This window comes from Trichocoleus sp. FACHB-6, assembly GCF_014695815.1.
Taxonomy (GTDB): domain Bacteria; phylum Cyanobacteriota; class Cyanobacteriia; order Cyanobacteriales; family FACHB-T130; genus Funiculus; species Funiculus sociatus.
Genome location: NZ_JACJOY010000026.1, coordinates 37,027 through 62,435, shown reverse-complemented (window position 1 = coordinate 62,435; position 25,409 = coordinate 37,027). Strand labels below are relative to the sequence as shown.

Here is a 25,409-nt window from a genome sequence, read left to right as displayed (position 1 = left end):
GTAAAAAGTTAAAAGGCAAAAAAGAAAAGGTAAAAGTTAAAAGGCAAAAGGCAAAAAATCAAGAAAAAGGAAATATTTTTTCTTTTTTTACCTTTTACCTTTTACCTTCTTTACACTTCGTCTTCTTCTAGCTCTTCGCGGGTCAGAGATTCATAAGTCGGTCGCGTTGGTGTCCGCCGATTCGACACATCCGCCATCAAGTCCACCTCAACGTGGCCCGTGGTTCCGTCTTCCGTGGTCTCTACTTTGTGGACGGCGATATCTAAACACAGAGATTGCAGCTCTCGCATCAGCACTTTGAAAGATTCGGGCGTTCCTGGTCGCGGTATTGCCTTACCTTTAACGATCGCATTCAGCGCCTCATTCCGCCCCTGCATATCGTCAGATTTCACCGTCAGCAACTCCTGCAAGATGTAAGCTGCGCCAAATGCCTCCAGCGCCCACACTTCCATCTCGCCAAATCGCTGTCCTCCTTGTTGCGCCTTCCCTCCCAAGGGTTGCTGCGTCACCAACGAGTACGGCCCTGTGGAACGAGCGTGGATCTTGTCGTCCACCAAGTGAACTAGCTTCAACATATAAGCTTTGCCCACCGTTATCGGACGGTCGAATGGCTCTCCAGTCCGCCCATCAAATACCTGAATCTTCCCGGCATTTAAGTCGTTGGTAAACAGCCAATCTTTCCCCGTCTTCTTCTTCCCTTCCTCCAGCTTCCCGTGTACGGACTCCCGGCTCTTCTCTGCTCCGTGCATCTCGTCAAAGGGCGTCACCTTGAAGCGCACTCCCAGGTTCTCGCCAGCCCATCCCAGCAAGCACTCAAACACCTGCCCCACGTTCATCCGGCTCGGTACTCCCAAGGGGTTTAGCACGATGTCCACAGGCGTTCCATCCGGCAGGTAAGGCATATCTTCCCCTGGTAGGATGCGGGAAATAATTCCTTTATTCCCGTGCCGTCCCGCCATCTTGTCGCCTACCTGAATCTTCCGCTTCTGCGCCACATAGACACGCACCACCATGTTCGCCCCAGGCGGCAGTTCGTCACCTTGCTCTCTGGTGAAAACTCGCACGTCCACCACGCGGCCTTTCTCTCCGTTCGGCACCCGCAGCGAATTGTCCCGCACGTCCCGCGCCTTTTCTCCGAAGATTGCCCGCAGCAGCTTCTCTTCTGGCGGCTGGTCAGATTCCCCCTTGGGTGTCACCTTCCCTACCAGAATATCCCCTGCTTCCACCCAGGCACCAATCCGGATAATCCCCGTTTCGTCAAGTTGCCGCAGCGAATCTTCGCCAACGTTGGGAATCTCCCGCGTAATCTCCTCCGGTCCCAGCTTGGTTTGCCGCGCTTCTATCTCGTACTTCTCAATGTGTATAGAAGTATACACATCGTCGTAAACTAGACGTTCGCTAATCAAGATAGCATCTTCGTAGTTATACCCTTCCCAAGGCATATAAGCCACCAAGATGTTCTGCCCCAGAGCGAGCTCTCCGCCCTCAGTGGCGCTTCCGTCTGCCATCACCTGTCCGGCAACTACGTGATCGCCTTCATACACCAGGGGTCGCTGATTCAGACACGTATCCTGGTTAGAACGCTGATACTTCTGTAACTCATACAGAGTCTCCGGCCCAGTCGGTTCGGAGTTTCCATCCAGCGCCCTTACCTTGATCTTCGTCGCATCCACATAAGTAACTTCCCCCTCATCGCGACACACGATCACCATCCCAGAGTCCCGAGCCGCCTGCGCCTCCAAACCAGTCCCCACTAAAGGACGCTCTGGTTGCAACAATGGCACCGCCTGCCGCTGCATGTTCGACCCCATCAAAGCCCGGTTCGCATCATCGTGTTCCAAAAACGGAATCAACGAAGTCGCTACAGAAATAATCTGCACCGGAGACACTGCCACATAGTCCACCTGATCCGGCGTTGTGGTCGTGAATTCCTGACGATAGCGCACTGGCACCAACTCGCCCTGAATCATCTCCTGCTCGTTCACCGGAATATCCCCCGGTGCCACTCGCAAATCATCCTCCTCATCCGCGGTCATGTACTGGGGGGCAATTTCCTTCATCACCCGCCCCTTATCACACTTCCAGAAGGGTGTCTCGATAAACCCATAGGCATTCACCCGCGCATGAGTCGCCAAAGAACCAATCAGTCCCGCATTCGGGCCTTCTGGTGTTTCAATCGGGCAAATCCGTCCGTAGTGACTGGGGTGAATATCCCGCACCGCAAAACCAGCCCGTTCCCGCGTCAGTCCCCCAGGGCCAAGCGCCGAGAGTCTCCGCTTGTGGGTCAGCTCCGCCAATGGATTCGTCTGATCCATAAATTGCGACAACTGCGAGGATCCAAAAAATTCCTTAATCGCCGCCACCAAAGGCTTCGGGTTCACCAAAGATGCCGGAGTCAAGGTAGCCGCATCGCTTACCGTCATCCGCTCCCGGATAATCCGCTCTAAACGGTTTAAGCCCACCCGTACCTGGTTCTGCAACAGTTCGCCCACCGAGCGCACCCGCCGATTTCCCAGGTGGTCAATATCATCCGTCTGACCGATGTCAAATTCCAGATTTATTAAATAGTCTACTGCTGCCAAAATATCCGTGGCAGTAAGAACCCGCATCGTATCTGGCACAGACAGGCGCAACTTCTTATTCAGCTTATAGCGTCCCACTCGACCCAAGTCATACCGCTTCGGGTCAAAAAAGCGCGACTCCAATAGCTGCTGTCCCCCGGACACGGTGGGTGGTTCGCCCGGACGCAGCTTGCGATAAAGTTCCATCAGAGCTTCTTCTTCGGAGAATTGCCCTTCTTTCTCAATCGTTTTCTGGAAATATTCCGGGTGGCGTAAGGCATCGAAAATTTCCGAGTCAGAAAGCCCTAGGGATTTCAGCAATACCTGCGCTGAGAGTTTGCGGGTTTTGTCAATTCGCACCCACACCAGGTCATTTTTATCTGTCTCAAATTTCAGCCACGCCCCCCGGTTGGGAATCAAAGAAGCTGAGTAGGTGCGGCGACCGTTTTTGTCTGTCTCCGATTTGTAATAAACTCCGGGAGAGCGGACAATCTGGTTGACGATGACTCGCTCAGCACCGTTGATAATAAAGGTGCCTCGGTCTGTCATCAAAGGCAAATCGCCGATGAAAACATCTTGTTCCTTGATGGTTCCATCTTCTTTATTAATCAGCCTGGTGGGGACGTACATCTGCACTGCGTAGCTGGCATCCCGCCGCTTCGCCTCGTCCACATCGTACTTGGGCCTCTTGAGTTTGTAGTTTTTGCCCAAGAAATGCAGCTCTAGTTTGCCTGTATAGTCGGTGATAGGACTAAAGGAGTCGAGTTCTTCAATCAGACCTTCTTCCAAAAACCAGCGGAAGCTGGCTCTTTGGATTTCAACCAGGTCTGGCAACATATAAGCGGCGGTGGTTTCGGTCTGACTATTCATGCGTTTCCTCTCTCTAACAATTCGGGCCTCAGCAATCTTGGAGAACAGGGCTATGGCTTTTTGCCCATACGGAGCGTAGGTTGTATGGGCGGATGAGAAAAGCTTCCATACAGGAACTTCTTGTTTTTGGCGGGAGCCTTATTTTTTCTGGCTTCATGCTGCATCCTGCCAAATATGACGGGGTATGGAATCTCTCGCTAACACAAGGACGAGCGATTCGCAATAATATCCTGAGACGTTAACTACCGCTGTTGGCAGTACCGCAACGTCTCAGGAATGTCTTAAAGGAAAGCTCAAAGAAAATATTTAGTGCTTATTTACCTGATATAAGGACGGTGTAGGGCTTGCGGTTGAAGTGTCTTCATTACGCTGAGGATGCGATCGCACTTTTACTGAAAGATTTTTGGTCATAGCCGGTCTATTAAATATTATGACGCAGATTTAGTTTTTTGGTTGACATTTTACTGCTAACTAGGTTAATAATTCTAAGTTAACAGGAACAGGCAACCGGAAATTCTCAATTTTCCTGTGATGTGTGTCTTTTACCTTCCTGAGTCATCAGGAAGGCGAAACAGTTTACAAGCATTTTCGGTGGTTTGCGCTGCTATAGTCTCTATAGAGACCCCCCGAAGCGAGGCTAGACATTCTGCCACATAGCGAACATAGGCAGGCTCGTTGCGTTTGCCACGCTTGGGAACTGGTGCGAGGAAGGGGCAGTCGGTTTCAATCAGGAGGCGATCGCTTGGGATAATTTTCGCCGATTCCTGAATCTGGGTGGCATTTTTAAATGTCACGACTCCGCTGAAACTTATATAAAAGCCCAGATCCAAAAACCATTGCGATTCTTCTGGTGTGCCTCCCCAGCAGTGCATAACACCCCGCACGGGAGCAATGCCTTTCCAGAAATCTTCCAATAGTTCTCGCATCGCGACGGCGGCATCGCGGCAGTGGATAATTACAGGCAAATCTAGTTGATGGGCTAGCAATAGCTGCGCCTCAAATACCATTTTTTGCTGCGCCCAATCTTGGGCTTTGTAAAAATCTAGCCCAGTTTCGCCAATTGCTACAACTCTATTGTCAGAAATCGCCAGCGACCGAATTCCAGCGGCAGTCTCTGATGTCCACTTTTCGGCATCTAGGGGATGTAACCCCACGGCAAAGTGTAGTTCGGGAAAGCGGTTCGCTAGCATTTGAATACTAGCAAACTCAGCAGGCTCGACGCACGAATGCACCAGCCGAACCACCCCCGCTTCCCGCCAGCGCTCTTGTAATGCCTCCAGATCCGACTGGAAAACATCAAAGTTTATATGAACGTGGCTGTCGATCAACTGCATACGTTGAGTCATTAGTTATTGATCGTTAGTCGTTAGCCATTGGTTAAGGCTAAGGACACAAGCGGGATGCCTGTGTTATGAACTAAGGACTAATGACAACTGACAACAAGCTCTTGAGAGCTAAGAATCAGCCGTATCCTCAGTCGTCGCTGAATCTGAAACTGTTGTTCCCGCTTCGGTTTGGGGAAGTGTCCGTTTGAGAGCTTTGGCAAGACGGGATTTTTTCCGAGAGCCGTTGTTGGTATGCAACACTCCCCGCTTTACCGCTTTGTCAATTTTGCTGTAAGCCGCTGACATCCGGTTCTCAACCTCTTGCAGTAATTCCGGAGACGGATTAGCTGCGTAGGTTTGAACGGCACTCATGTAATTCTTCATCAGCGTCTTCACAGCTGATTTGTAGGTCTTATTACGCACACGGTTGCGTTCGGCTATTTGGACTCGCTTGAGAGCTGACTTAGTATTGGCCACAGTCTTGAGGGAAATTTTAGTACAGGTAAGAAAGATAACTAGATAGATTAATATAGCATCTCTCTAAATAGTATAGCGATCCCTGGAAAAATCCAGTTAAGCTATAGAAACGAGTAAAGGCGAATCGCTGGATCGTCTGAACTGATGAGAATGCTGTTTGACCTAAACTCGTGCGGGTAATTCCTAGATGGTGATTCCGACTCCATGCTGCGAATCATTACTCAGGTAGCTGAGGCAAAAACTGAACTGCGGCGTATTTGCGATCGCACACACGACGATCAGATTGTCCACAAAGAGGCAACTGTTCGGGAAGTCTTACAGGCTGTGAAACGGCAAGGCGACAAAGCCCTGCTGCACTACACGGCTGAATTTGACGGGCAAATTTTTACGGCTGAACAACTGCGCGTCAGTGGCTCAGAACTGGATGCTGCCTATCAGCAGGTGTCCAAGGAGTTACTAGACGCGATTGGGCTGGCACGTCAACAGATAGAAGCGTTCCACCGACAGCGCATCCCGAAATCTTGGGTGCAATTCGGGGAGGATGAAATAGTCCTAGGGAAGCGCTACACGCCGGTAGACAAAGCCGGACTTTACGTTCCTGGTGGTAGGGCAAGCTATCCCAGTACGGTGTTGATGAACGCCATTCCAGCCAAGGTAGCTGGTGTCCCTCGAATTGTGATGGTGACACCACCAGGGCAAGGGAAAACCATTAACGCGGCGGTGCTGGTGGCTGCTCAGGAAGCAGGCGTACAGGAAATTTATCGGGTAGGGGGCGCACAAGCGATCGCGGCGTTGGCTTATGGAACTGAAACTATCCCAAAGGTAGATGTCATTACAGGGCCCGGTAATATATACGTCACCTTGGCGAAAAAACTCGTGTATGGCGCAGTGGGGATTGACTCCCTGGCTGGCCCTTCGGAGGTGCTGGTGATTGCTGATGCGGCCGCCAACCCGGTATACGTAGCGGCTGATATGTTGGCACAGGCAGAACACGACCCGATGGCCGCGGCAATTCTGCTGACAACGGATGCAGGGCTCGCGAAGAAAGTACAGTTAGAGGTAGAGCGACAGTTGGAGAATCACCCGCGACGGCTACTGACAGAGAAAGCGATCGCGCACTACGGCTTAATTGTTGTAGTTGACTCCTTGAATGTTGCCGCAGAACTCTCCAATGAGTTCGCCCCAGAACACCTAGAGCTTGAGGTGCAAGAACCTTGGGAAATACTCGAAAAAATTCGCCACGCTGGTGCTATATTCCTGGGTAACTCAACGCCGGAAGCCGTAGGAGATTATTTGGCAGGGCCTAATCACACCTTGCCCACCTCTGGCGCCGCCCGATACGCCTCAGCGCTGGGAGTAGAAACCTTTATGAAACACTCCAGCCTGATACAATACTCTCCTACAGCGCTCCAGAAGGTTAGCAACGCTATTCAGATTCTCGCTCAAGCTGAGGGTCTGCCTTCCCACGCTGACTCGGTGCGACTGCGAACAGAGAAGCCGACTGATGAGTAAGGAGATTTTTGGGTGCTAAAAACTATTCTGGTGGCTTTGGATGGTTCAGAACTTTCGGAGCGAGTGATTGAGTCTTTGAAAGAACTGCAAATACAGCCAGCAACCAAAATCATCCTCTCTCATGTCATTCCTTCGTCTGAGTCTGAGGTAGAAATTGCCGTTGACCGTCCGCAGACGTCTTCTGAGGATTTACCCTATCGGCAGATTGAAAAGCAGCTGCAATCTTATCAGGTTGACCTAAACTGCGACAGCGAGCTAGAAATTGTCACTGGCGATCCCCCTGAAGAAATTATTCGCCTTGCTAATATCTATCAGGTTGATTTGATTGTGATTGGCAGTCGTGGTTTAACTGGGTTACAGCGAATTTTAGAAGGTTCGGTTAGTAGCCAAGTTGTTACAGATGCTCCATGTTCTGTGCTGGTGGTAAAGCCGGGATAACAGTTAAAAGAAGCCCTGGCGACTTTAGTCGCGGCTACACAGACAAAACCTGCGTAGGCAGGTTTTACAACAATTGTTGATTACTCTTAGCGTGGTAGGGGCGGGTTTGAAACCCGTCCCAACGTTTTTTAATCGTGAATTGTATTCGCAGGGTATATTAGACGCAGATTAGGAAAAAGATTCAGGATCAGGCTCTAGATTTTGAAACTCCGAATGGTTCTTGATGTCAGTCTTACTTTCTAGTTTTTCGTCAGTTGAATTTGAGTTATTCCGTTCTATTTCCGCTGGGAAGAATTGCTCTAAGCCAGGGATTATATACTGAAAGCAGTCCATAAATTGGCCTCTTTAACTTAGTTTGGAGTGCTGGATTTAACATTAAATTCATGCTAAGAGGAACCTTTTCTAATTCCTAGTCCCTAATAACTTCTAGTAAAGTAGAAGAATTCTTCTAGTTGAGATTGGCGGAGTAATAGGTTAAGTTCGTAATCAAGAAGCTGAGAACCTGTCGAGGTTGCGATCGCGTGATGAAATTATGGGATGGGTGGGATGATTTTCTAAAACTGATAGCCTCTGACCACAACCTGACTGTGGAGCAAAAAGCGGTTTTCTTGGTCAGATTTGCTCGGCAGAACATCGATACGAAAAATCAGGATATTGCAGATGAAGTTATAGGAGGTGAACCTGAGAAAGCTCTTCTTGCCTATAACAAGCGCATGAAGGAGATATTCGGTAAGCTTTCAGAGAGTTTTCCTGAAGTTAGCTCTGAGGACAAAGGCAAGGTTAAGAGAGTGCAAGCTTGCCTGGAAAAAGTGTATTTAGAACAACAGCAACACAAAGATTCTGAGACTGGTAGCGCGATCGCGTCTCATGACTGGACACAAATTTGCCGCGATATGCTGGAGTCTCAGAAACTAAACATCAGACGACAAGCTACCGAGGTAGTTTCTAAAGCATTTTATGTAGAGCTGGGATTAGTCGAGCGCAAACACCAACCCAGACGTAGCAGCGACTTCTCTGTTTCACCAGAGCAAGGGTCGGGTTTTTTCCAGCTACATGAGGAAGAAATTACCCAAACTTATGAGCATAACGAGTTTCTAGAGCAGGTCATTAAGCAGGGACAAAGCAAAAAGAGCCAAGGGAGGCGCATCGCCATCATTGGCGAACCGGGAGCCGGGAAAACTACTCTGCTAGAAGCGATCGCATTCTCTCCAAAAACACCAGGTTTCCCAATTTGGGTGTCTCTGGGTAGTTTAAGAGATAAAAGCTTAGAAGAATACCTGCGTGAGAAGTGGCTAAAAGACGCGCTTAAAACTTCAGATGTCTCGGAACAGCAGAAAGAACTAGAAAATCTGTTTAAAAGTGGTGAAGTGTTGCTGCTGTTGGATGGAGTGGACGAAATGCCAGCATCTTCACCCGTCGAAGCTTTAGCCAAACTCAGGGAAGAACTCACAGGCTGGGTTGCTGATGCGCGAACTGTGCTGACTTGTCGGCAAAATGTCTGGGATGCAAGTGTTAATGCTTTACCGGGTTTTGATACTTATCGCACCTTGGACTTTAGCTATGGGGAAAGCAATAAACCAAATCAGGTGAGACAGTTTATCTGCGAGTGGTTTTCCAAAGCTGAAAAACCAGAACTAGGGGAACCGTTACGGGAAAAGCTAGACGAAGACAGACATCAGCGCATCCGAGATTTAGTCAAAAACCCCCTCCGGTTATCGTTACTGTGCCAAAGTTGGTATTTCCGCCAAGGCGATTTACCAAAAACTAAAGCCGCGCTTTACGAGCAATTTACACGAGCTTTCTATGATTGGAAACAAGAACTATTCCCCACAGTTCCGACAGAGCGGCAGGAGTTAAACACGGCGCTGGGACTGCTGGCACGGGAAGCAATTGATAAAGAAAAATCCCGGTTTGCAATACGAGAGAGTTTTGCGATCGATGTCATGGGGGAAGACTTGTTTAAGTTAGCAACTGAAAAGTTGCATTGGCTGAATTTTGTCTACAAAGATGCAGAAACCGATGAAAAGGTATATGCCTTTTTCCATCCCACATTTCAGGAATATTTTGCCGCTTGTGCGATTGATGATTGGGATTATTTCCTAAACCACAACAACGATAACCCTAACCCATTCTTACAATATAAGAATAAAGATTGTGTTTACCGCGTTTTTGAGCCTCAGTGGAAAGAAGTAATTTTACTGTGGATTGGAATAGAAAGAGATGAAGAATTTAGAAAGCATAAGGATAATTTTATTAAAGCCTTAGTACGCTTTTGGGATGGTTGCAAGAACTTATATGGGTATCGAACGTGTTTTCTTGCGGCAACAGGTATAGCAGAATTCAGAGATAGCAAGTTGGCTGATTTAATTATTCTGCTAATTTTTTATTGGGGTTTTGAAAAGTGGGAAGAATCGAATTTTGATCCGATAGCCGAAGCTGCTAGGGAGATAATTCCAGAAATAGATCATCCTAGGGCAATCAATCAACTGATTTACTATAGAGACAATAGCCAGAATAGAGATATTAGCGAGGAAGCTACTTACATTTTGGAAAAAATGGGAATACGCAATCAACGATTACACACGATTTCTGAGTTGCCTCCACTAACTGAAGAGGAAAAAGATGAGCTTAAAAAGTTGGAAAGTATAATAGAACAAGCCTTGAATGAGAAATCGAGAATAATTAAAGAAAGGCTCGCTGGAATACAGGCAGAACCTGAAGCCATGATAAATCGTCTAATCCAGCTCATGGAGAAAAATATAAATAATGAATTTATTGCCGAGGTTTTAAAAAAAGTATTAGGATATGAACATTTGCGCTTAATTGTAAAGAAAATCAAGGAATACGTAGATATTAATATTGAGGAAAACGAGTATTTCGACTATTTATATGATGTTATTTGGCACTGTACCCAAAATATGACTTACCCAGAGTTTTATCAGGCTTGGCATGGTGAACCTTGCTCAGTTCAAGCCATAGAAAACTAACTCACTAATATTTCGGAACAAGTAGAGCCTACTGACAAAACCTATCCCATTGCCATCGACACTCAATCGCTGAAAATTGAGGAAAACACAAGTGCGATCGCGCATAATTTTTGCGCCAAAATTTACCGTAATGGGAATGAGTAAAGTAAAGCGCGATCGCATCCTTTACCAGAATCCTTACCTTTCTTGATATTCCTGTAACCAATCCTCTAAATCGGTAGCATCGGCGAAATCTAACAACGCCTCATTCAAATCTTCCAGTTGAGTAACGGATAGCGCCTCAATGCGTCTTTGCAGATTGGAGTCAAGTGTACCGCACAGGCGGGTAAGCGATCGCATAACCATCCTTAGCGCCTCTTCCTGCTTTCCTTCTTCCCGTCCTTCTTCCCGTCCCTTTTGGATAATATCTTGGTAAATTACAGATTCACGCATAACGTCCTCTCTAAACAAACTTTGAATTAAATTCTGGTTAAACCGTAAACCCGCTAATAGCTGAGTACAAGTCGAAATCTCTTTAAAACGGTTGCAGACGGAAGGAGAAATGGAGTCCACTGTCTTGCAGAGAGCCGCCTTGATTGTCGATGGAGGTGAGGGGAATTCCCCAATCTAAACGGGCTAAAAAATATGGGGAAAGTTCCCAGCGCAATCCTAAACCAACGCTAGAAAGAGTTTGGGGAGTTGCGATTTCACTATTGTTGTTCCAAACGGTTCCGATATCAAAAAATGGAGCTATTTGGATAATTCCAATTCCATCGGGTTCGCGGATGAGGGGAAAGCGCACTTCTACCGATCCCAGAAAGCCATTATCTGCAACTCTTTGATTTTGTCGGTAGCCGCGCACTGTATCAACGCCACCAATACTAAATTGTTCTAGGGAAAGTAGCGTGTCGTTGGAAAGCTGGATACCTGTACGGGCGATTAAAACAACGTTGCGTCCGAGAGCCTGAACGTACTGAAATTGTCCTACCCAACTGAAAAATTGCCCATCGGCTGCGGCTTCGTTGATGGTGGCGTTTAAAGCGTTCACGCCTACGCTAAATTGCGATCGCGCTGCAAAAACTCTGTTAGATGAGCGATTTGTCCACTCTTGACTAAAGCGCAAAGCGGTAACTGTGGACAAGCCATTTTCTGGCCCTTCGGAAAAAGAAAAGGGTATCTCACCTAATATATAAGTCTGGCTTTGTCGCCAATCAGCTGATACTGCAACTGCAAATTCTGTGCTAGGTGTGCGGATAATTGGTTGACGGAACGAGAGTGATACAGTTTGCGCTTCACCTTCAATATTTAGCGGCGCAAAGGGTTCCTCAATAATATTGCTGCTGTTGTTCCCATAGCGCAGGCTGAGGGTGCCATCCAGGGAATTTACGGGAATGTCATAGCTTAAGCTGTAACTTACGATACCTTCAGTTAGTCCATATTCGGCAGCGAAGCGATCGCCATATCCCAGTAAATTATTGTGACTGGCGGCAACTGTTCCTCTGATTTCCCCAACGCTGGGAGACTCTCGATTTTCTAGCAGGAAGGCGGTGGTAATGGGCGGCGTTTCCTTGAGCGAGAGCGTTAATACACTTAGTCCGGGAGCAGTTCCGGCTGTCAGTTCTGCTTGTACTGAACTTAAAAGCGGATTCAGTTGTAATAATTGCAACGCTTCTTCCAGACGTTGCAGATTAACTGGAGGTCGGGAGGCACGTTCGATGCGCGATCGCACATAATTTTCTCTGAGCCTATTTAACCCCTGAATTTCAACTTTTTCTATCGCTCCCTCTATTACCTGAATTGTAATCTCACCACTGGTTACATCTTGGGGCGGCAAAAATGCGCCGGAGGTAGTGTAGCGATCGCGAGTGTATAAATTTGTAATCGCAGTGCGAATCTCTAACAGTTGTTCAAAAGTTGCTTCCTTACCAATAAAAGGTTGTACAATTTCCTGTAATTTTTCTGGCGAAAAGACGGTACTCCCCAAAACCTTAATGCTCTTGATTTTGACTCTCACTCCTTCACCCGATGGAGTTTCAGTTGGTTCTGGCTCTGGTGTTTGGAGGAAAGGTTCCGGTATTGGTGTCTCCTGGGGTGTGGGCAAAGGTTCCAGATTAGAGCCTGGGGGTTCCACAGTTCCGGGCGGGATTTGAGGCGGTGTCTGTGGTAATTGTGCAACTGTGCAATCCTGCTCGTCAGATTTGCTACACTCTGGATTTTCTGCTTCTTTGCTGTCTCCTTGGGGAATCAATTCCTCGTCTAATAGCCCTCCGTTAAAACGGAGTGAATTTGAGCTGTGAGATTTTAATTGCTGGCTGTCTGAGCCGACTATTTCACCTTTGGAAAAATTTTGGTAATGGTCAAGACTAGACGGTGAGGCTGCGATGGTACTACAGCCCTTTTCGGGTGAGTGAGGTACACAGATCCCTAACTTCTTGGAGAAGTCGGGTATCTCTCCACATAGCGTGTACTTCATCCGACTGCAAGCTGCTGTATCCTGTTGCATCAGCGTATTTTCTGGATTTCCAGCCCAAGCTGGCGATCGCGTAAGAGCCAGGAAACTCCAGCTGAGGCATAACAACCCTGTATTGATCGCAAACAGCTTAGAATTCATGGCTTTTATCAGTAAATCTACGGTTCGTCAATGATTCTGTAAAACTATTGAGTTGAGGTGTAGAAAGTTGTACGAATCACCAAATCCTTATAACTCATAGTTTTACACCCGTAAATCTACGGTTTGGTTCGGTAAGATTCCGTAAAACTACTCAAATAGTTCAGTGGAGATACAGACAATTGAAAGTATCTCCACTAAAATAACAATAATCTACCTAATGATACATGACTGAACTATATATAATATGCAAGCGTTGGTATCGCTTCAGCCTTTTATTTTTGTCAGGGTTTATTCTTTGTTTTGCGCTCAACACTTTGCCGATCAAGTCAGCAGAGGTGTCGGTAGCGACTCAACCTTTTTCGGATAAGGCAGACCTAACCCCCCAAGGCCCTTCCCTATCAGGGAAGGGGGAGAAATTGCACACTCCTGTCCTTGTAGGGGAGAGGTTAACCGAAAAGTATTGGGTAGCGACTCACCAGACAAGCGTTATCGCTTCTACTTCCTCTGTGGCGCTGGTGCAACAGGGGATTGAACGCTATCAAGTAGGAAATTTTACAGAAGCGATCGCGCTTTGGCAACAAGCACTGGCGCAAACTAAACAAGCAAAAGATCGGGCTGTTATTCACACTAACCTGGCAGTAGCTTATCGGCAAACTGGCAAAATAGATCGAGCGATCGCTTCCTGGGAGCAAGCGATTCAAATTTACGCCAAAGATGGCAAGTCGGATCGCCAAATAGCGAAATTGTTGACAGAACAAGCGCAAGCTTACAGCGATTTAGGACAGTATCGAAAAGCGATCGCACTTTTACAGCCTGCTATTAAAATTTCCGACAAGTCTACGCAAGCCGCAGCCCAAGGAGCTTTGGGAAACGCTTACTGGGCATTAGGCGACTACGATCAAGCATTAGCAGCTCACGACGCTAGCCTGAAAATTGCCCGCGAACTGCAATCTAATAATCTCCAAAGCACTGCTCTAAATAATCGTGGCAATGTTTATCTGAGTCGAGCTGAGCGATATCGCTACCAGGCAACTTTGGCTCGTCTAGAAGGAGATCCGCAGTTCAAAGAGTTGACAAAACTGGCAGAAAATGATGTTGATTCTGCTCAGTCGTCTTTTCAGGAAAGTGTAGAAGTGGGGGGAAGCGGAGCGGCTATACAAGCTTTGCTGAATTTGAACCGCCTGTTAGAGCGATCGCCTTCGCCCAATTTGGCAGAAATTGCCAATAACCGCAACTCTGCACTCGCCTTAATAGAACAAGCGCCAGATTCGCGAGATAAAGCATACGCCTTAATTAATATTGCTGACAGTTTAAAGCGTCAGAATTCCACAGAAGAAGCGGCGAATCGTATTTCAGAATTTCCAGTTTGGATATTAGAAAAAGCCCTCACAATTGCTAAAAATATTGGCGATAGCCGCGCCGAATCTTTTGCTCTTGGTAGCTTAGGGAATTTGTACGAAGTTTCTAGGGAATATGAAAAAGCGCTCTTGTTGACAGGTGAAGCTCAATTAGCTGCACAAAAAGTTAACGCTGCTGATAGTTTGTATCGTTGGCAATGGCAGGCGGGGCGGATTTATAAAGCCATCGATAAACAAAGTCAAGCGATCGCATCTTTTAAGGGCGCGATCGCTACTCTCCAAAGTATTCGCGGCGACATCGTTGTAGCTAACAAAGAGTTGCAATTTAACTTCCGCGACGACGTGGAGCCAGTTTACCGAGGACTGATGGAGTTATTGTTAGCAACCGAGAATCAACTTTACGGGCGAAGCATTGCAGCAGAAGATTCAAAGCTTGTAGCTCAAGATAATAGCCGCAATGCTTCCCCCCAACTAAAAGACAATTCTCTCAAAACTGTTATCGGCACCTTAGAATCCCTTAAACTAGCAGAATTGCAAAATTTCTTTGGCGATGATTGTGTGCAAGTAGCACTAAATAATAATCAGAGAAATGGAGCTATTTCTGACGCCAATGCAGCGGCAATTTACTCAGTCATTTTGGACGACCGCACCGAAATGATTTTTCAACGTCCCGATGGGACAATGAGCAGCTATAAGGTAGAAATTGGCAAACAGCAACTAGAAAAAGAAATCGAGCTGTTACGCAATTTGTTGGAAAACCGGGGAAGCGAAGAATATCTCATCCAAGCCCAAAAAGTTTACAACTTGCTAATTCGCCCGATGGAGGCAGATTTAGCTGCATCCAAACTGCGTACCTTAGTCTTCATTAATGATGGGGTAATGCGACAGATACCGATGTCAGCGCTGCATGATGGCAAAGAATTTTTAATTCAGAAATATGCGATCGCTACCACACCCAGCATCAACCTTACTAACAGTCAATCCCAAGACAGGCGCAAGCTGAAGGCTTTAATTATGGGCTTAACTGTCGAAAAACCCCCATTTGCGCCGCTAATGAATGTTGAAGCCGAGGTGAAAGCCGTCAAACAAATTCTTGGCGGTACTCCCCTAGTAGACAATGCCTTCACCCTGGAAAACTTGCAAACCCAACTCCAGCAAGATAGCTACCCGGTAGTTCACATGGCGACACACGGCAAATTTGGAGTAGATGCCGAGAACACCTTTTTATTAGGGTATGACGAGCAAATTAGTATCGAGCAAATTGATAACTTATTGCGATCGCGTCCTGGTAAACCAGCAGTCAAACTCTTAACCTTGAGTGCTTGTCAAACCGCCGCTGGTGACAATCGTTCCGCCTTAGGAATTGCTGGCGTAGCAGTTCGCGCCGGAGTGGAAAGCGCAGTTGCTACTCTGTGGTTTATCAATGACGAAGCTACAGTTCCGCTAATTGAAGAATTTTATAGGCAACTAAGCCAACCAGGAATTACCAAAGTAGAAGCACTTCAAAAAGCTCAACTTAAAATGATCGCCAATTTCGACTACAACCATCCTGCTCTTTGGTCGCCTTTTATCCTCATTGGAAATTGGCTGTAAAAATCCTTGTTCCTAAGCTGCGGACTGAGAAAGAAAAAATCAATTACCAATTACCTCCCAAATGAATAATTACCCATCTCTTGCTTTTTCCCTTTTACCTTTTGCCTTGTGCCTTTTTCTCCCCATTCCTGCCATTGCTCAAATCTCTTCTGATGGCAGTGTCCCTACTACAGTTACACCTGGCAACAACTTTACGATTAATGGAGGACTCAGAACTGGAAGCAACTTATTTCACAGTTTTTCAGAATTTTCTGTACCTAACGGCGGTAGCGCCTATTTCAACAACGCCTTTGACGTTCAGAACATTATTAATCGCGTCACAGGTACATCTATCTCAAATATTGATGGGTTGCTCAGAGCAAACGGGACAGCTAACTTATTTCTAATCAATCCCAACGGCATTATCTTTGGGGAAAATTCTTCGCTCAATATTGGTGGTTCATTCGTAGCAACAACTGCCAATGCTCTCCGGTTAGCTAATGGCGATGTTTTCAGTAGCGATCGCGCTCAACCACTACCATCACAAATACTAAATGTAGCTCCTTCTGCCCTGTTGTTTAATCAAATTGCCGCAGGAAATATCATCAATCGCTCCATAACTCCAACTCCAAATCCGATAAATCCCGGCTCCCTGAACGGTTTGCGAGTAAATGATGGTAATAGTATCTTGCTTGTAGGTGGCAATGTAACAGTAGATGGCGGTGTATTAACTTCCCTAAGCGGTATTATCGAGTTAACGGGATTAGCCGGAGCAGGAGAACTAGGGTTAAAGTTTTTTGGCAGCGTTCCCTTTGTAGATTTTGCTCAAGCCGATGCCCAAGGAGTGCAAAATGCAGATGTATTAATTACCAATGGCTCAAGAATTAATACAAGTGCTGCAATCGGTAACAAATTTAATGCTGGCGGTATTTTCATTAGAGGCAAAACAGTTTCTATAGAAAATGAAGCGGAACTAGCTACCAGTATCTATGAACCAGAAAATGCTGGTTTAGTATTAATTGCCGCTACAGAAAACGTTTCAATCACAGGCGAAAGTAAAATTTTCAGCACTGTGGAATCTCAGGGAGTAGGCAAGGCTGGGGGTATTATTATCAACGCTCCTTCAATTTCAGTAAAAGATGGCGCTCAATTACAAACTCTAGTGCGTGGAGGTGGTATTGGAAATGCCGGAGTAATATCTTTACAAGCTACAAACAATGTCTCTCTTACAGGCGATGGAAGTGGTATTTTCAGCACTGTGGAATCCACAGGTATCGGCAATGCTGGTGGTATTGTTATTAACTCTCCTTCAATTTCCCTACAAGACGGCGCTCAGCTGCAAACTCTGGTGCGGGAAAATGGTTTAGGAAATGCAGGATTGATATTTTTACAAGCTACAGACTCGGTTTCTTTAGAAGGTAATGGTACTGCAATTCTTAGCACTATACAACCCGGAGCTGTGGGTAATCTTGATACTCTTGCTGGGAATATTTTTGGCGATTCACTAGCCACAGGTGGGGATCTCATTGCTTCTATTGGTATCGAAACTGGAACGCTTACCATAAAAAACGGCGCTCAAATTAATACCAGTACTGGAGGAATAGGAAATGCTGGCGCTGTATTTGTGTTAGCAAAAGATTCGGTTTCTATAGAAAATGGCATCGGCATATTAAGTGGTGTAGCAAAAGAAGCAACAGGATCGGGCGGCGGTATCATTATGGTTAGTAAGTCTTTTTCTGCTACTAATGGCGGTGGATTAACAACTGAAACTCAAGGACAAGGCAACGCTGGCGTTATACTTTTGGTAGTTGAAGATTCTATTTCTCTTAAAGGTAATAACGCACCACCAACATCATTACAAACTGGCATTGCTAGTACGGCGAGCCTGGGAAGCAGCGGCAAAGGCGGCGGGATTATTCTTAATTCTCGGTCGCTTTCGATAGCTGATGGCGCTGGAGTTAGCGTCAGCAGTGCAGCAACAGGCAGCGCCGGCGACATTATTATGACGATGAGCCAAGGCATAACGATGGACGGCGGGAGCATTACAGCCGAGTCTTTGCAAACTGGCGGTGGTAATATCGTGATTTCTGCCAAAGATATCAGCCTGCGTAATAGTAGCCTGATTAGCACCAGCGTTTTTAATGGCGACGGTGGCGGCGGCGATGTCTTTCTCGTGGGAACTAACCCAGAATCTTCACAATTCATTGCTCTGGAAGATAGCGACCTTCTGGCGGCTGCTGAAAATGGCCCAGGAGGAAACATCACGGGTAGAGATATCCCTGCTTTTATCTATGACAAATATGCTCCGGTTCGCAAAGACTTTGTTGATGCCAGGATATTTCGCAATAACGGTCGCGTTGATATTTCAGCTTCCTCTAGATTTGGCACCAATGGTGTAGTCGATGTGCCAGATTTCACCTTTTTACAAAATTCGATTTCGCCATTAGCAGCTAATTTTGTTAGTCCCGATCAAGTGGTGGCTGGTAGTTGCCTGGCGCGGCGCAATGTGGAACGGGGAAGTTTCACAGTCACGGGTACGGATGGTTTACAGCCGACTCCGTATGATGCACAAAGCGATCGCTACCGTCTCGTAGATGTCCAACCCCTTGAGGAAGAGGGGGAGAGAGGTAGACAGGGAGAGGGGGAAACAGAAAATAATCAATCCCCAATCCAAAATTCGACCCCCCCTACCCCCCTTCAAAAGGGGGGAGATGAAATCCAAAATTGGAAACTGGGCGATCGCGTTGTTGAAGCCCAAGCAATGACCGCTACCGCAGATGGACGCATTCTCGTCGCCACAGCTGCTCAAAAGGTGGAACCTGTCAGTGCTAAGGATTTAATTTGCCATCCCGACACTGAGCCGGAAAAACCTGAGTAATACTAAATCATTAGTTATGCGTTAAAAATTTAGCATTGTTTACAAACTTCCCAAGGCAGGGATAGCAGTCCTAAATGATTCGTGAAGGCGAGATACCCGACTTCTCAAAGAAGTCGGGTATCTGAAGGGCTGGCTCACAACTCAAATAGCATTGCTATATATCAGGTTTTGCTTGAGTAAGATTATTCTCGTTCCCAGCCAGAGACTCGAAGGAATCCGGGAAAAAGTCAGAAATATGGAAAATGCGATCGCCAACGTGTAGTAAAAAAAACTACGGGCATCACAACATCTGTGTATATCTATGGCTATTTCCCGTCAATTCGCTACTACAGTAACCGGAACTGCATCAATTATTTTGATCCAGTTCTTCGGCTTAATCGATACCCCCCTCAATTCGATATTCAATCGTGTATCTAGCGATCTAGGGTTTAACTCGATGGCTTACGCAGATGTTGTGCTGAAAGCTCAAGCTGATTCTAGGTTTGAGCCTGGTGACGTAGGTGCGCCGAGAGACACCAAAGGCACTGGCACCCAAGTGCGCTATCAGCCACCCAAGGATCTCGATGCTCCCAGCGGCACCAGAGGCACTGGCTCGCGAGGCTCATGCGGTGAAGCTGCCTCTGTATCTCTAACTTTGCTAGTTCCTAAGAATCACACCGGATTGACTGCATCAGGTCATCCCACCTTTTTCTGGTATCTGTCAGCTGACCCTGGAGTACCGATAAACTTTACACTGGTGGAACCAGGAGTACCCAAACCAATCATTCAGCAACAGATAGACAAACCCAAGGCTGGAATTAATCAGCTCCAAATGCCCAAAGACCTGCCTGAACTGGTTCCGGGACGGCAATACCGCTGGACAGTGACACTGCTTTGCAATCCCGATCGACCCTCTGTTAATCCTATAGCTCAGGCAAGGATTAAGCGCGTACAAGCATCACCCGCTCTGTTGGAACAACTCGCGGCGGCTAATTCAGACTTTGACAAGGCAGCAATCTATGCTGGTGCCAGTTTATGGTATGACACTCTAGCAGCAATTTCAGCAGCCCGTACTGCTAACCCCAACGATCAGTTTATCCGCAATGATTTTCTGTTGCTCTTAGAAACAGTTGGACTCAAGGAAGTGATAGATATGGAGCGGCAACAACTGGTGAAGCAGTAAACTGGGGACTAGGGTAACGTCTTCTCAATCGCCTCCTAACCAATCCCTAGTAATACAAAATTAAGTTTGTCTCCGCTAGAATAAAAGGCAGTTTTCAAGAAGAAAACTGCCTTTTTCTTATCAAATTAGTTCACTTAAAAATAGTTGTAGTTGTATAGCAATCCTAAATGATTCGTGAACTTCTGTAGGGACACGGCAGTGCCGTGTCCCTACACCAGGGCGAATACTCGTTCACAACTTAAATAGGATTGCTATAGGTTAGATTTTTAGGTTTAAGTGAACCGTATTAATTTATCAGATGCCTCGGCATCTGGATGTACATCTAATTTTCAATTTAGTTGAAGAGCTGTTAGTCATTAACTATAATGACTAACAGCGAAATTTTGCGCGATCGCTTCCTGAATCCCCTAATTCCCAGTCTCTGACTAGGAACTAAAAAAGGAGGCAGAGCCTCCTATAATATCGCCTGAGGCATAGCCTCACAACTTACATTTCCAGTCCGCAACTGGGAACGAGAATGTTAATTTTTAGATTGGGATGCCAGAAATTGCTTCAGCTGAAGCAAACTTAAGGACTGCCCTACATTCAGCGGTAGCAGAGATATCCCTTCCAAACGCGACTGCACCCAATTTTCTCCCCAGTACCACTCGTGATAACCATCAATTCCTTGGCTCAGAATCAGGCGCAGACAGTGAGGCTGGGCTATTTCCACCTTGTGTTCTATCGCTACGAGTCCCGCCCAACTCGTGTAGGTTAATCCTTCATGCAGCTGTTCCGGTAGTCCAGCGGGAAAGCGCTGCGACCACAGCCACTGGCGCAACAGGTTTGTACGCAGCAGGCTGTCGCCGATGGCTGCTGCTGGGGAATTTACTTCAATTCTGAGATGGCTTTGTTGAAAGGTTCCTAGCATAAGGAGTTTTTTGTTGTTAGTTGTTACTGGTACAAAAATTTCTATCTACCTATCCTAACTAATTGTATTGAATACAGCTAATTTGATATGTTTTTTTTACTCTGTTCTATAAAAAAAGTTTTTGATTTTGTACAATTATAGTTATTTTTATATCCTAAAAATAACTATAATTGTTTATTTCTAAAAAGCAGATCCAGGGGCGATTCAAGTGATAAGAAACAAGAGATGCCCCATCACTCGTGCCGCCATGCTTACAATAAAAATAGAGTCTGTTAAGAAATGTAAGGTTTTTTCATGGCTGATCAGTTAATTCGGGCTACAGCGGCAGAGGGTGGAATTCGCGCCGTTGGTGTCATCACAACACGCCTTGCACAAGAAGCTAAACAGCGGCACAACCTCTCCTACGTAGCGAGTGCGGCGCTGGGACGCGCTATGTCATCGGGACTATTACTTGCCTCTAGCATGAAGCGTGAGGGGTCAAGGGTCAACATCCGCATCAAGGGCAATGGGCCGCTAGGTGGGCTGCTGGTAGACGCGGGATTAGACGGAACAGTGCGGGGTTATGTAGAAAACCCAACTGTGGAACTGCCTCCGAATGCCAAAGGCAAACTTGATGTAGGCGGTGCTATAGGTCGGGAAGGATACCTCTACGTGGTGCGCGATGTTGGATACGGCTACCCGTATTCCAGTACCGTTGAGCTGGTTTCGGGCGAAATTGGGGATGATGTCGCTCATTACCTGGTGACATCCGAACAGACACCCTCAGCGCTAGTGGTGGGTGTATTTCTGGAGGCTGGCAAAGTAACCGCGTCTGGCGGGTTACTGTTGCAAATCATGCCCAAGGCGGAGCGAGACGAGCAACTGGTGCAAACTTTAGAATCTCGAATGCAATCACTGGCGGGTTTTACCCCTTTGTTACAGGCTGGTAAGACGCTGCCGGAAATTTTTGAACAGCTACTGGGAGACATGGGTCTGGTAATATTACCAGAAGTCCAAATAGTACGTTTTCACTGTGGTTGCTCCATGCGTCGGGTTTTGGGTGCATTAAAGATGCTGGGTGAAGCAGAACTGCAAGACATGATTGAAAAAGATGATGGAGCAGAAGCTACTTGTCATTTTTGCGGAGAAGTTTACCAAGCGAGTAGTGACGAATTGGCGGCACTGATTGAAGATTTACGAGCAGGGTCTGTTTAGCTGTAAATGGCTAAGGCGAAGATGGCTAAATGAACAATTAGCAATTAGAAAACAACTCCGGATAGAGGTAGCTTTTTCTGGCTTATAGGAGTAGCATTGCAACTACTGTATGTGCTAGAAAAGCATTCGTCCGAGGCGAAGCGTATTGTGGTGTGAGTAAGCTATGACCAGAAATCCGGAAATTCCAGAGCGCGGGCGTTTAGGCAAGTCTTCCAATCGCGGTTGGTCAGGAGATAAGAAATCGCCTGCCTCTGGGAGTCCGAGCGATCGCGTCTCCCCAAAGGCACCCGCTCGTAAACGCTCATCTCCACAAGATAGTCGTCCTAGCCGTTCGGCGGTTAATAGTTCTCTACAAGGGCTTGAGCCTAATCCATCTTTACAGCCCCAGTCACCGACAGAAGAACCCCAGAAACCTAAGAAAAAGAGGGGTTTGCGCTTGCCGACAAGCTGGGCGTTTTGGGGGGCGTTGGTCGTCCTGCTCTCTGGTGGGATGGGATTTATGGCGGTGGCGCTGTTGTTTAAGCTGCCAGCTTTGCCTAATTGCCCAGCGATTTTTTGGCCTACTGCTAGTGCTTCGCTACGCCTAACCTGCGCTCAGATAGCGGCTTCTAAGCAGACGGCGGACAATTTGCTTTCAGCGATCGCGTTGGTGAATTCTCTGCCAAAAGATCACCCCCTGCGTCCAGAAATTGACCGCAATTTGGAAGAGTGGTCACTGGATATCTTGAAATTAGGCGAGGAATCTTTCCAAGCGGGAAAATTGGAGGAAGCGATCGCAGTGGCGAGGAAAATTCCCACTGGCGTTCCTGCTTACAAGTTAGTAGATGAGCGCGTAACTCGCTGGCAGTCTATTTGGTCAAAGGCAGAAGGATATTATCAAAAAGCCACTGATGAAGTGCGCGAGTCTAACTGGACTCAGGCTTTTCGGGAAGCAGTGCAACTGGTTTATTTAGGAAATAACTACTGGGCTACTACCAAGTACGATGAACTGGTTAATTTGATTCAGGCGGCGCGGGAAGAAAGCGCCAAGTTAGATAAAGCGTTCCAGCTGGCAAGAAGCGGGGGATTAAATAATCTCTTGGAGGCGATCAAACTAGCGCAGGCAATTCCTGCAAACAGTTTGGCATATAAGGAAGCTCAAGGCGCGGTGACAGACTTTGGGCGGAAATTAATTGATATGGCTCAAGAGGCGCTAGATAGAAAAGACTGGCAAACGGTAATTTTAATCACGAATAAAATTCCCCAAAGTCTCAATCTACAAGTAGAGGCTCAAGATTTAAACGATTTGGCTAATGCTCAGTCTCGCGCCGCACAAGGAACTGTAACAGATTTGGAAGAAGCGATCGCGCTTGCCCAAAAGCTAGATTTAGGGCGACCACTATACGATAAAGCCCAGGAATTAATAACTCGTTGGCAGCGAGAAATTGAAGATGTGGCGCATCTGGAACGGGCGGGAGAATTGGCAAAAGGTGGAACTGTAGGCGATTTATCAGCAGCGATCGCGGAAGCGCAGCTGATTCCCAGCACTAATCCCCGTTACTCGCAAGCAAGAGCGCAAATTAGTAACTGGACAAGTCAAATTGAAACTATAGAAGACCGTCCCTATCTCGACAGCGCCGAACAATACGCGAATTATGGCGATGCTGGTTCCCTCTCTGAAGCCATTAACCAAGCTAGTCAAATTCGCCAAGGACGCGCCCTATATAGCGAGGCTAGGGGCAAAATCCGCCAGTGGACTGAAAGAATTGAGCGTCAGCAAGACCAGCCTTACATGGATCAAGCGAAAGCCTTGGCTGATGCAGGCGATTTATCCGGCGCTATTGCTACAGCGGAGCAGATTCAGCCAGGACGGGCGTTGTATCAAGAGGCTCAAAGGCAAATCGGCCGCTGGACTAACCGAATCCAACGGATAGAGGATCAGCCTTACCTCGACCAAGCAAGAGCTTTGGCGGTTTCTGGCAATCTTCCTGGCGCTATTAACTCCGCTGGACAAGTTAAAGCGGGAAGGGCGCTTTACGGTGAAGCTCAGGAAAAAATTAAAGGCTGGCGTCGGGAACTGCGATCTACTGAGATTTTGCAATCAGCTTATCAGTTAGCGAGTCCAGGGACACCGGATGCGATCGCCCAAGCCGTGCAAACAGCCCAAGAGGTGCGTAACTCGGCGCGAGTCGGTTCCCAAGCTAGAGAAGCCATTAATCGCTGGAGTTACCAACTTTTATCGATGGCGCAGGATCAGTCTAGGAACGACTTGCGAAGAGCGATCGCGATCGCCCAAAATATCCCCAGCGGTACATCCGCCTACTCTGATGCTCAAGCTTCAATTGAGGCTTGGAAAAAAAGCATAGAGCCTCCAGCTTCCCTCGAAACAACGCCGAATTAGGGACTGGGGGCTGGGGACTGGGTAAGATTCTTCCCAATTCCCAATCCCCAATTCCCAATTCCCAATCCGATCCTATTACGGGCTGATTGTAGTAGGTATCTGCACAGTAAATGTAGTCCAACCATCGGAGCTTTTTACCTGAATAATTCCTTCTAGTTTTTCCACTAACTGATGCACCAGAGCCAAACCTAATCCGCTTCCACCTTGTTTCCAAAAATCAGCATCAGGAACCCGATAAAATTTATCAAATACTTTAGGTAAATACGCCGCCGCTATTTCGGCTTGATTAGCAATCTTAAAAATAACTGTTGTCGTTGAGTTGCTTTCTCTAGCAGAATCATTCAACTCGACGCTGATGGAAATTTCTCCATATTTTGGCGTATATTTACACGCATTATTGACCAGTTCTCTCAATATCTGTTCCAGACACGCGCGGTCTGAGGTAATTGGGGGAAGGTGGGGAGGAAGATTAACTTTGAGGATTTGCTGACGCTGTTCTATACGTATTTGAAAACGCTCAATTATATTAGATAACCAATATTGTAAAATTAAAGTTTCTAAGGATATTTCCTGTATTTCAGATTCTAATCTTTGCCAATCCAAGATATTATTAACCATATCCATCTCTCGGACACATTCGGCTTCTAATAGCTTCCTGTAGTGCTGTTTTCGTTCTTCGTTAGGGATAACTTCTAACATTTGGATCATCATCTTCATATTTGCCAGAGGCGCACGCAGTTCGTGGGAGACTGTAGCCAGCAAATCATCTTTCTTAACATTTAACTCTTGGAGTTCTTGGATTTTATTTTGCAGATTGGTAACGGCTTCTTGTTTTTTCAGACGAATAGCGATCGCTTCTAACAATTCCGCCCTGGTAAATGGCTTAGTCAGATAATCATCAGCCCCCAACTGCATCCCTTGGCGCAAGTCTGCTCTATCCGCTTTAGCTGTGAGAAAAATGAAGGGAATCATTGCCGTAGTCTTATCTTGGCGCAATGTATTTAGCACAGCGTAACCATCAAAATCTGGCATCATAATGTCGCAGATAATCAAATCGGGTTTGTGAACGGTGGCAAATTTCACGCCCACATCACCGTTTTCTGCCCCGATAAACTCAAACCCTTCAGCCTTCAACAGAAGGCGCAGGTTGTTTCTAACTGCTGGCTCGTCTTCAATCACCAGAATCTTCTTCACA

At 46.8% G+C, this 25,409-nt stretch carries 16 protein-coding genes; 8 read left to right on the top strand and 8 right to left on the bottom strand.

Translation table 11 applies throughout. The annotated features are described in order from the left end of the window. Positions 1 to 110: 110 nt before the first annotated feature. The 3 genes from rpoB to rpsT form a co-directional block, all read right to left on the bottom strand. Positions 111 to 3,431 carry a DNA-directed RNA polymerase subunit beta gene (gene rpoB / locus H6F66_RS05110; protein WP_190418868.1) on the bottom strand — a complete coding sequence of 1,107 codons (3,321 nt, stop codon included), beginning with the start codon at positions 3,429 to 3,431 and terminating at the stop codon, positions 111 to 113. Positions 3,432 to 3,973: 542 nt separating this feature from the next. After that, positions 3,974 to 4,765: a TatD family hydrolase gene (locus tag H6F66_RS05105; protein ID WP_190419041.1), complete on the bottom strand. Its 792-nt coding sequence runs from the start codon at positions 4,763 to 4,765 to the stop codon at positions 3,974 to 3,976. Positions 4,766 to 4,885: 120 nt separating this feature from the next. Then, positions 4,886 to 5,233 (bottom strand): 30S ribosomal protein S20, encoded by a 348-nt coding sequence (gene rpsT / locus H6F66_RS05100; RefSeq protein ID WP_190418867.1) that lies wholly within the window; start codon positions 5,231 to 5,233, stop codon positions 4,886 to 4,888. Positions 5,234 to 5,437: 204 nt separating this feature from the next. Between rpsT and hisD the strand changes: the two genes are divergently transcribed. The 3 genes from hisD to H6F66_RS05085 all read left to right on the top strand — a co-directional run bounded on the left by hisD (position 5,438) and on the right by H6F66_RS05085 (position 10,170). Next, positions 5,438 to 6,745: a histidinol dehydrogenase gene (hisD, locus tag H6F66_RS05095; protein WP_190418866.1), complete on the top strand. Its 1,308-nt coding sequence runs from the start codon at positions 5,438 to 5,440 to the stop codon at positions 6,743 to 6,745. A 12-nt stretch (positions 6,746 to 6,757) separates the two neighbouring features. Further along, positions 6,758 to 7,183 carry a universal stress protein gene (locus tag H6F66_RS05090; protein WP_190418865.1) on the top strand — a complete coding sequence of 142 codons (426 nt, stop codon included), beginning with the start codon at positions 6,758 to 6,760 and terminating at the stop codon, positions 7,181 to 7,183. Positions 7,184 to 7,707: 524 nt separating this feature from the next. Then, on the top strand, positions 7,708 to 10,170 hold the full coding sequence (locus H6F66_RS05085) for an NACHT domain-containing protein (protein WP_190418864.1): 2,463 nt from the start codon (positions 7,708 to 7,710) through the stop codon (positions 10,168 to 10,170). On the opposite strand, the gene H6F66_RS05080 is transcribed toward H6F66_RS05085, so the two are convergent. The 3 genes from H6F66_RS05080 to H6F66_RS05070 form a co-directional block, all read right to left on the bottom strand. After that, complete coding sequence (locus tag H6F66_RS05080; protein ID WP_190418863.1) at positions 10,147 to 10,332, bottom strand: hypothetical protein; 186 nt, start codon at positions 10,330 to 10,332, stop codon at positions 10,147 to 10,149. The genes H6F66_RS05085 and H6F66_RS05080 overlap by 24 nt on opposite strands. Before the next feature lie 15 nt (positions 10,333 to 10,347). After that, positions 10,348 to 10,602: a DUF4351 domain-containing protein gene (locus H6F66_RS05075; RefSeq protein WP_190418862.1), complete on the bottom strand. Its 255-nt coding sequence runs from the start codon at positions 10,600 to 10,602 to the stop codon at positions 10,348 to 10,350. A gap of 82 nt (positions 10,603 to 10,684) precedes the next feature. Continuing rightward, the gene (locus H6F66_RS05070) at positions 10,685 to 12,760 is read right to left on the bottom strand and encodes a ShlB/FhaC/HecB family hemolysin secretion/activation protein (protein WP_199295439.1); all 2,076 of its coding nucleotides are present in this window, start codon (positions 12,758 to 12,760) and stop codon (positions 10,685 to 10,687) included. A 314-nt stretch (positions 12,761 to 13,074) separates the two neighbouring features. Between H6F66_RS05070 and H6F66_RS05065 the strand changes: the two genes are divergently transcribed. The 3 genes from H6F66_RS05065 to H6F66_RS05055 all read left to right on the top strand — a co-directional run bounded on the left by H6F66_RS05065 (position 13,075) and on the right by H6F66_RS05055 (position 19,730). Next, a complete protein-coding gene (locus H6F66_RS05065) occupies positions 13,075 to 15,711 on the top strand; it encodes a CHAT domain-containing protein (RefSeq protein WP_199295440.1) in 2,637 nt (878 codons plus the stop codon). Between the two features lie 61 nt (positions 15,712 to 15,772). Next, on the top strand, positions 15,773 to 18,568 hold the full coding sequence (locus H6F66_RS05060) for a filamentous hemagglutinin N-terminal domain-containing protein (protein ID WP_190418860.1): 2,796 nt from the start codon (positions 15,773 to 15,775) through the stop codon (positions 18,566 to 18,568). Between the two features lie 301 nt (positions 18,569 to 18,869). Then, a complete protein-coding gene (locus H6F66_RS05055; RefSeq protein WP_190418859.1) occupies positions 18,870 to 19,730 on the top strand; it encodes a DUF928 domain-containing protein in 861 nt (286 codons plus the stop codon). Between the two features lie 520 nt (positions 19,731 to 20,250). On the opposite strand, the gene H6F66_RS05050 is transcribed toward H6F66_RS05055, so the two are convergent. Beyond that, positions 20,251 to 20,640, bottom strand: coding sequence for a hypothetical protein (locus tag H6F66_RS05050; RefSeq protein WP_190418858.1), 390 nt, complete (start codon positions 20,638 to 20,640; stop codon positions 20,251 to 20,253). Positions 20,641 to 20,934: 294 nt separating this feature from the next. Here H6F66_RS05050 and hslO point away from each other — a divergent pair, with 294 nt between their 5' ends. Both hslO and H6F66_RS05040 read left to right on the top strand, forming a co-directional pair. Further along, positions 20,935 to 21,834, top strand: coding sequence for an Hsp33 family molecular chaperone HslO (gene hslO, locus H6F66_RS05045; protein WP_190418857.1), 900 nt, complete (start codon positions 20,935 to 20,937; stop codon positions 21,832 to 21,834). Positions 21,835 to 21,997: 163 nt separating this feature from the next. Next, positions 21,998 to 24,214 carry a chromosome segregation ATPase gene (locus H6F66_RS05040; RefSeq protein WP_190418856.1) on the top strand — a complete coding sequence of 739 codons (2,217 nt, stop codon included), beginning with the start codon at positions 21,998 to 22,000 and terminating at the stop codon, positions 24,212 to 24,214. A 75-nt stretch (positions 24,215 to 24,289) separates the two neighbouring features. On the opposite strand, the gene H6F66_RS05035 is transcribed toward H6F66_RS05040, so the two are convergent. After that, entirely contained in the window at positions 24,290 to 25,408 is a 1,119-nt protein-coding gene (locus tag H6F66_RS05035) for a response regulator (RefSeq protein WP_190418855.1), read from the bottom strand. Position 25,409: the final 1 nt, after the last annotated feature.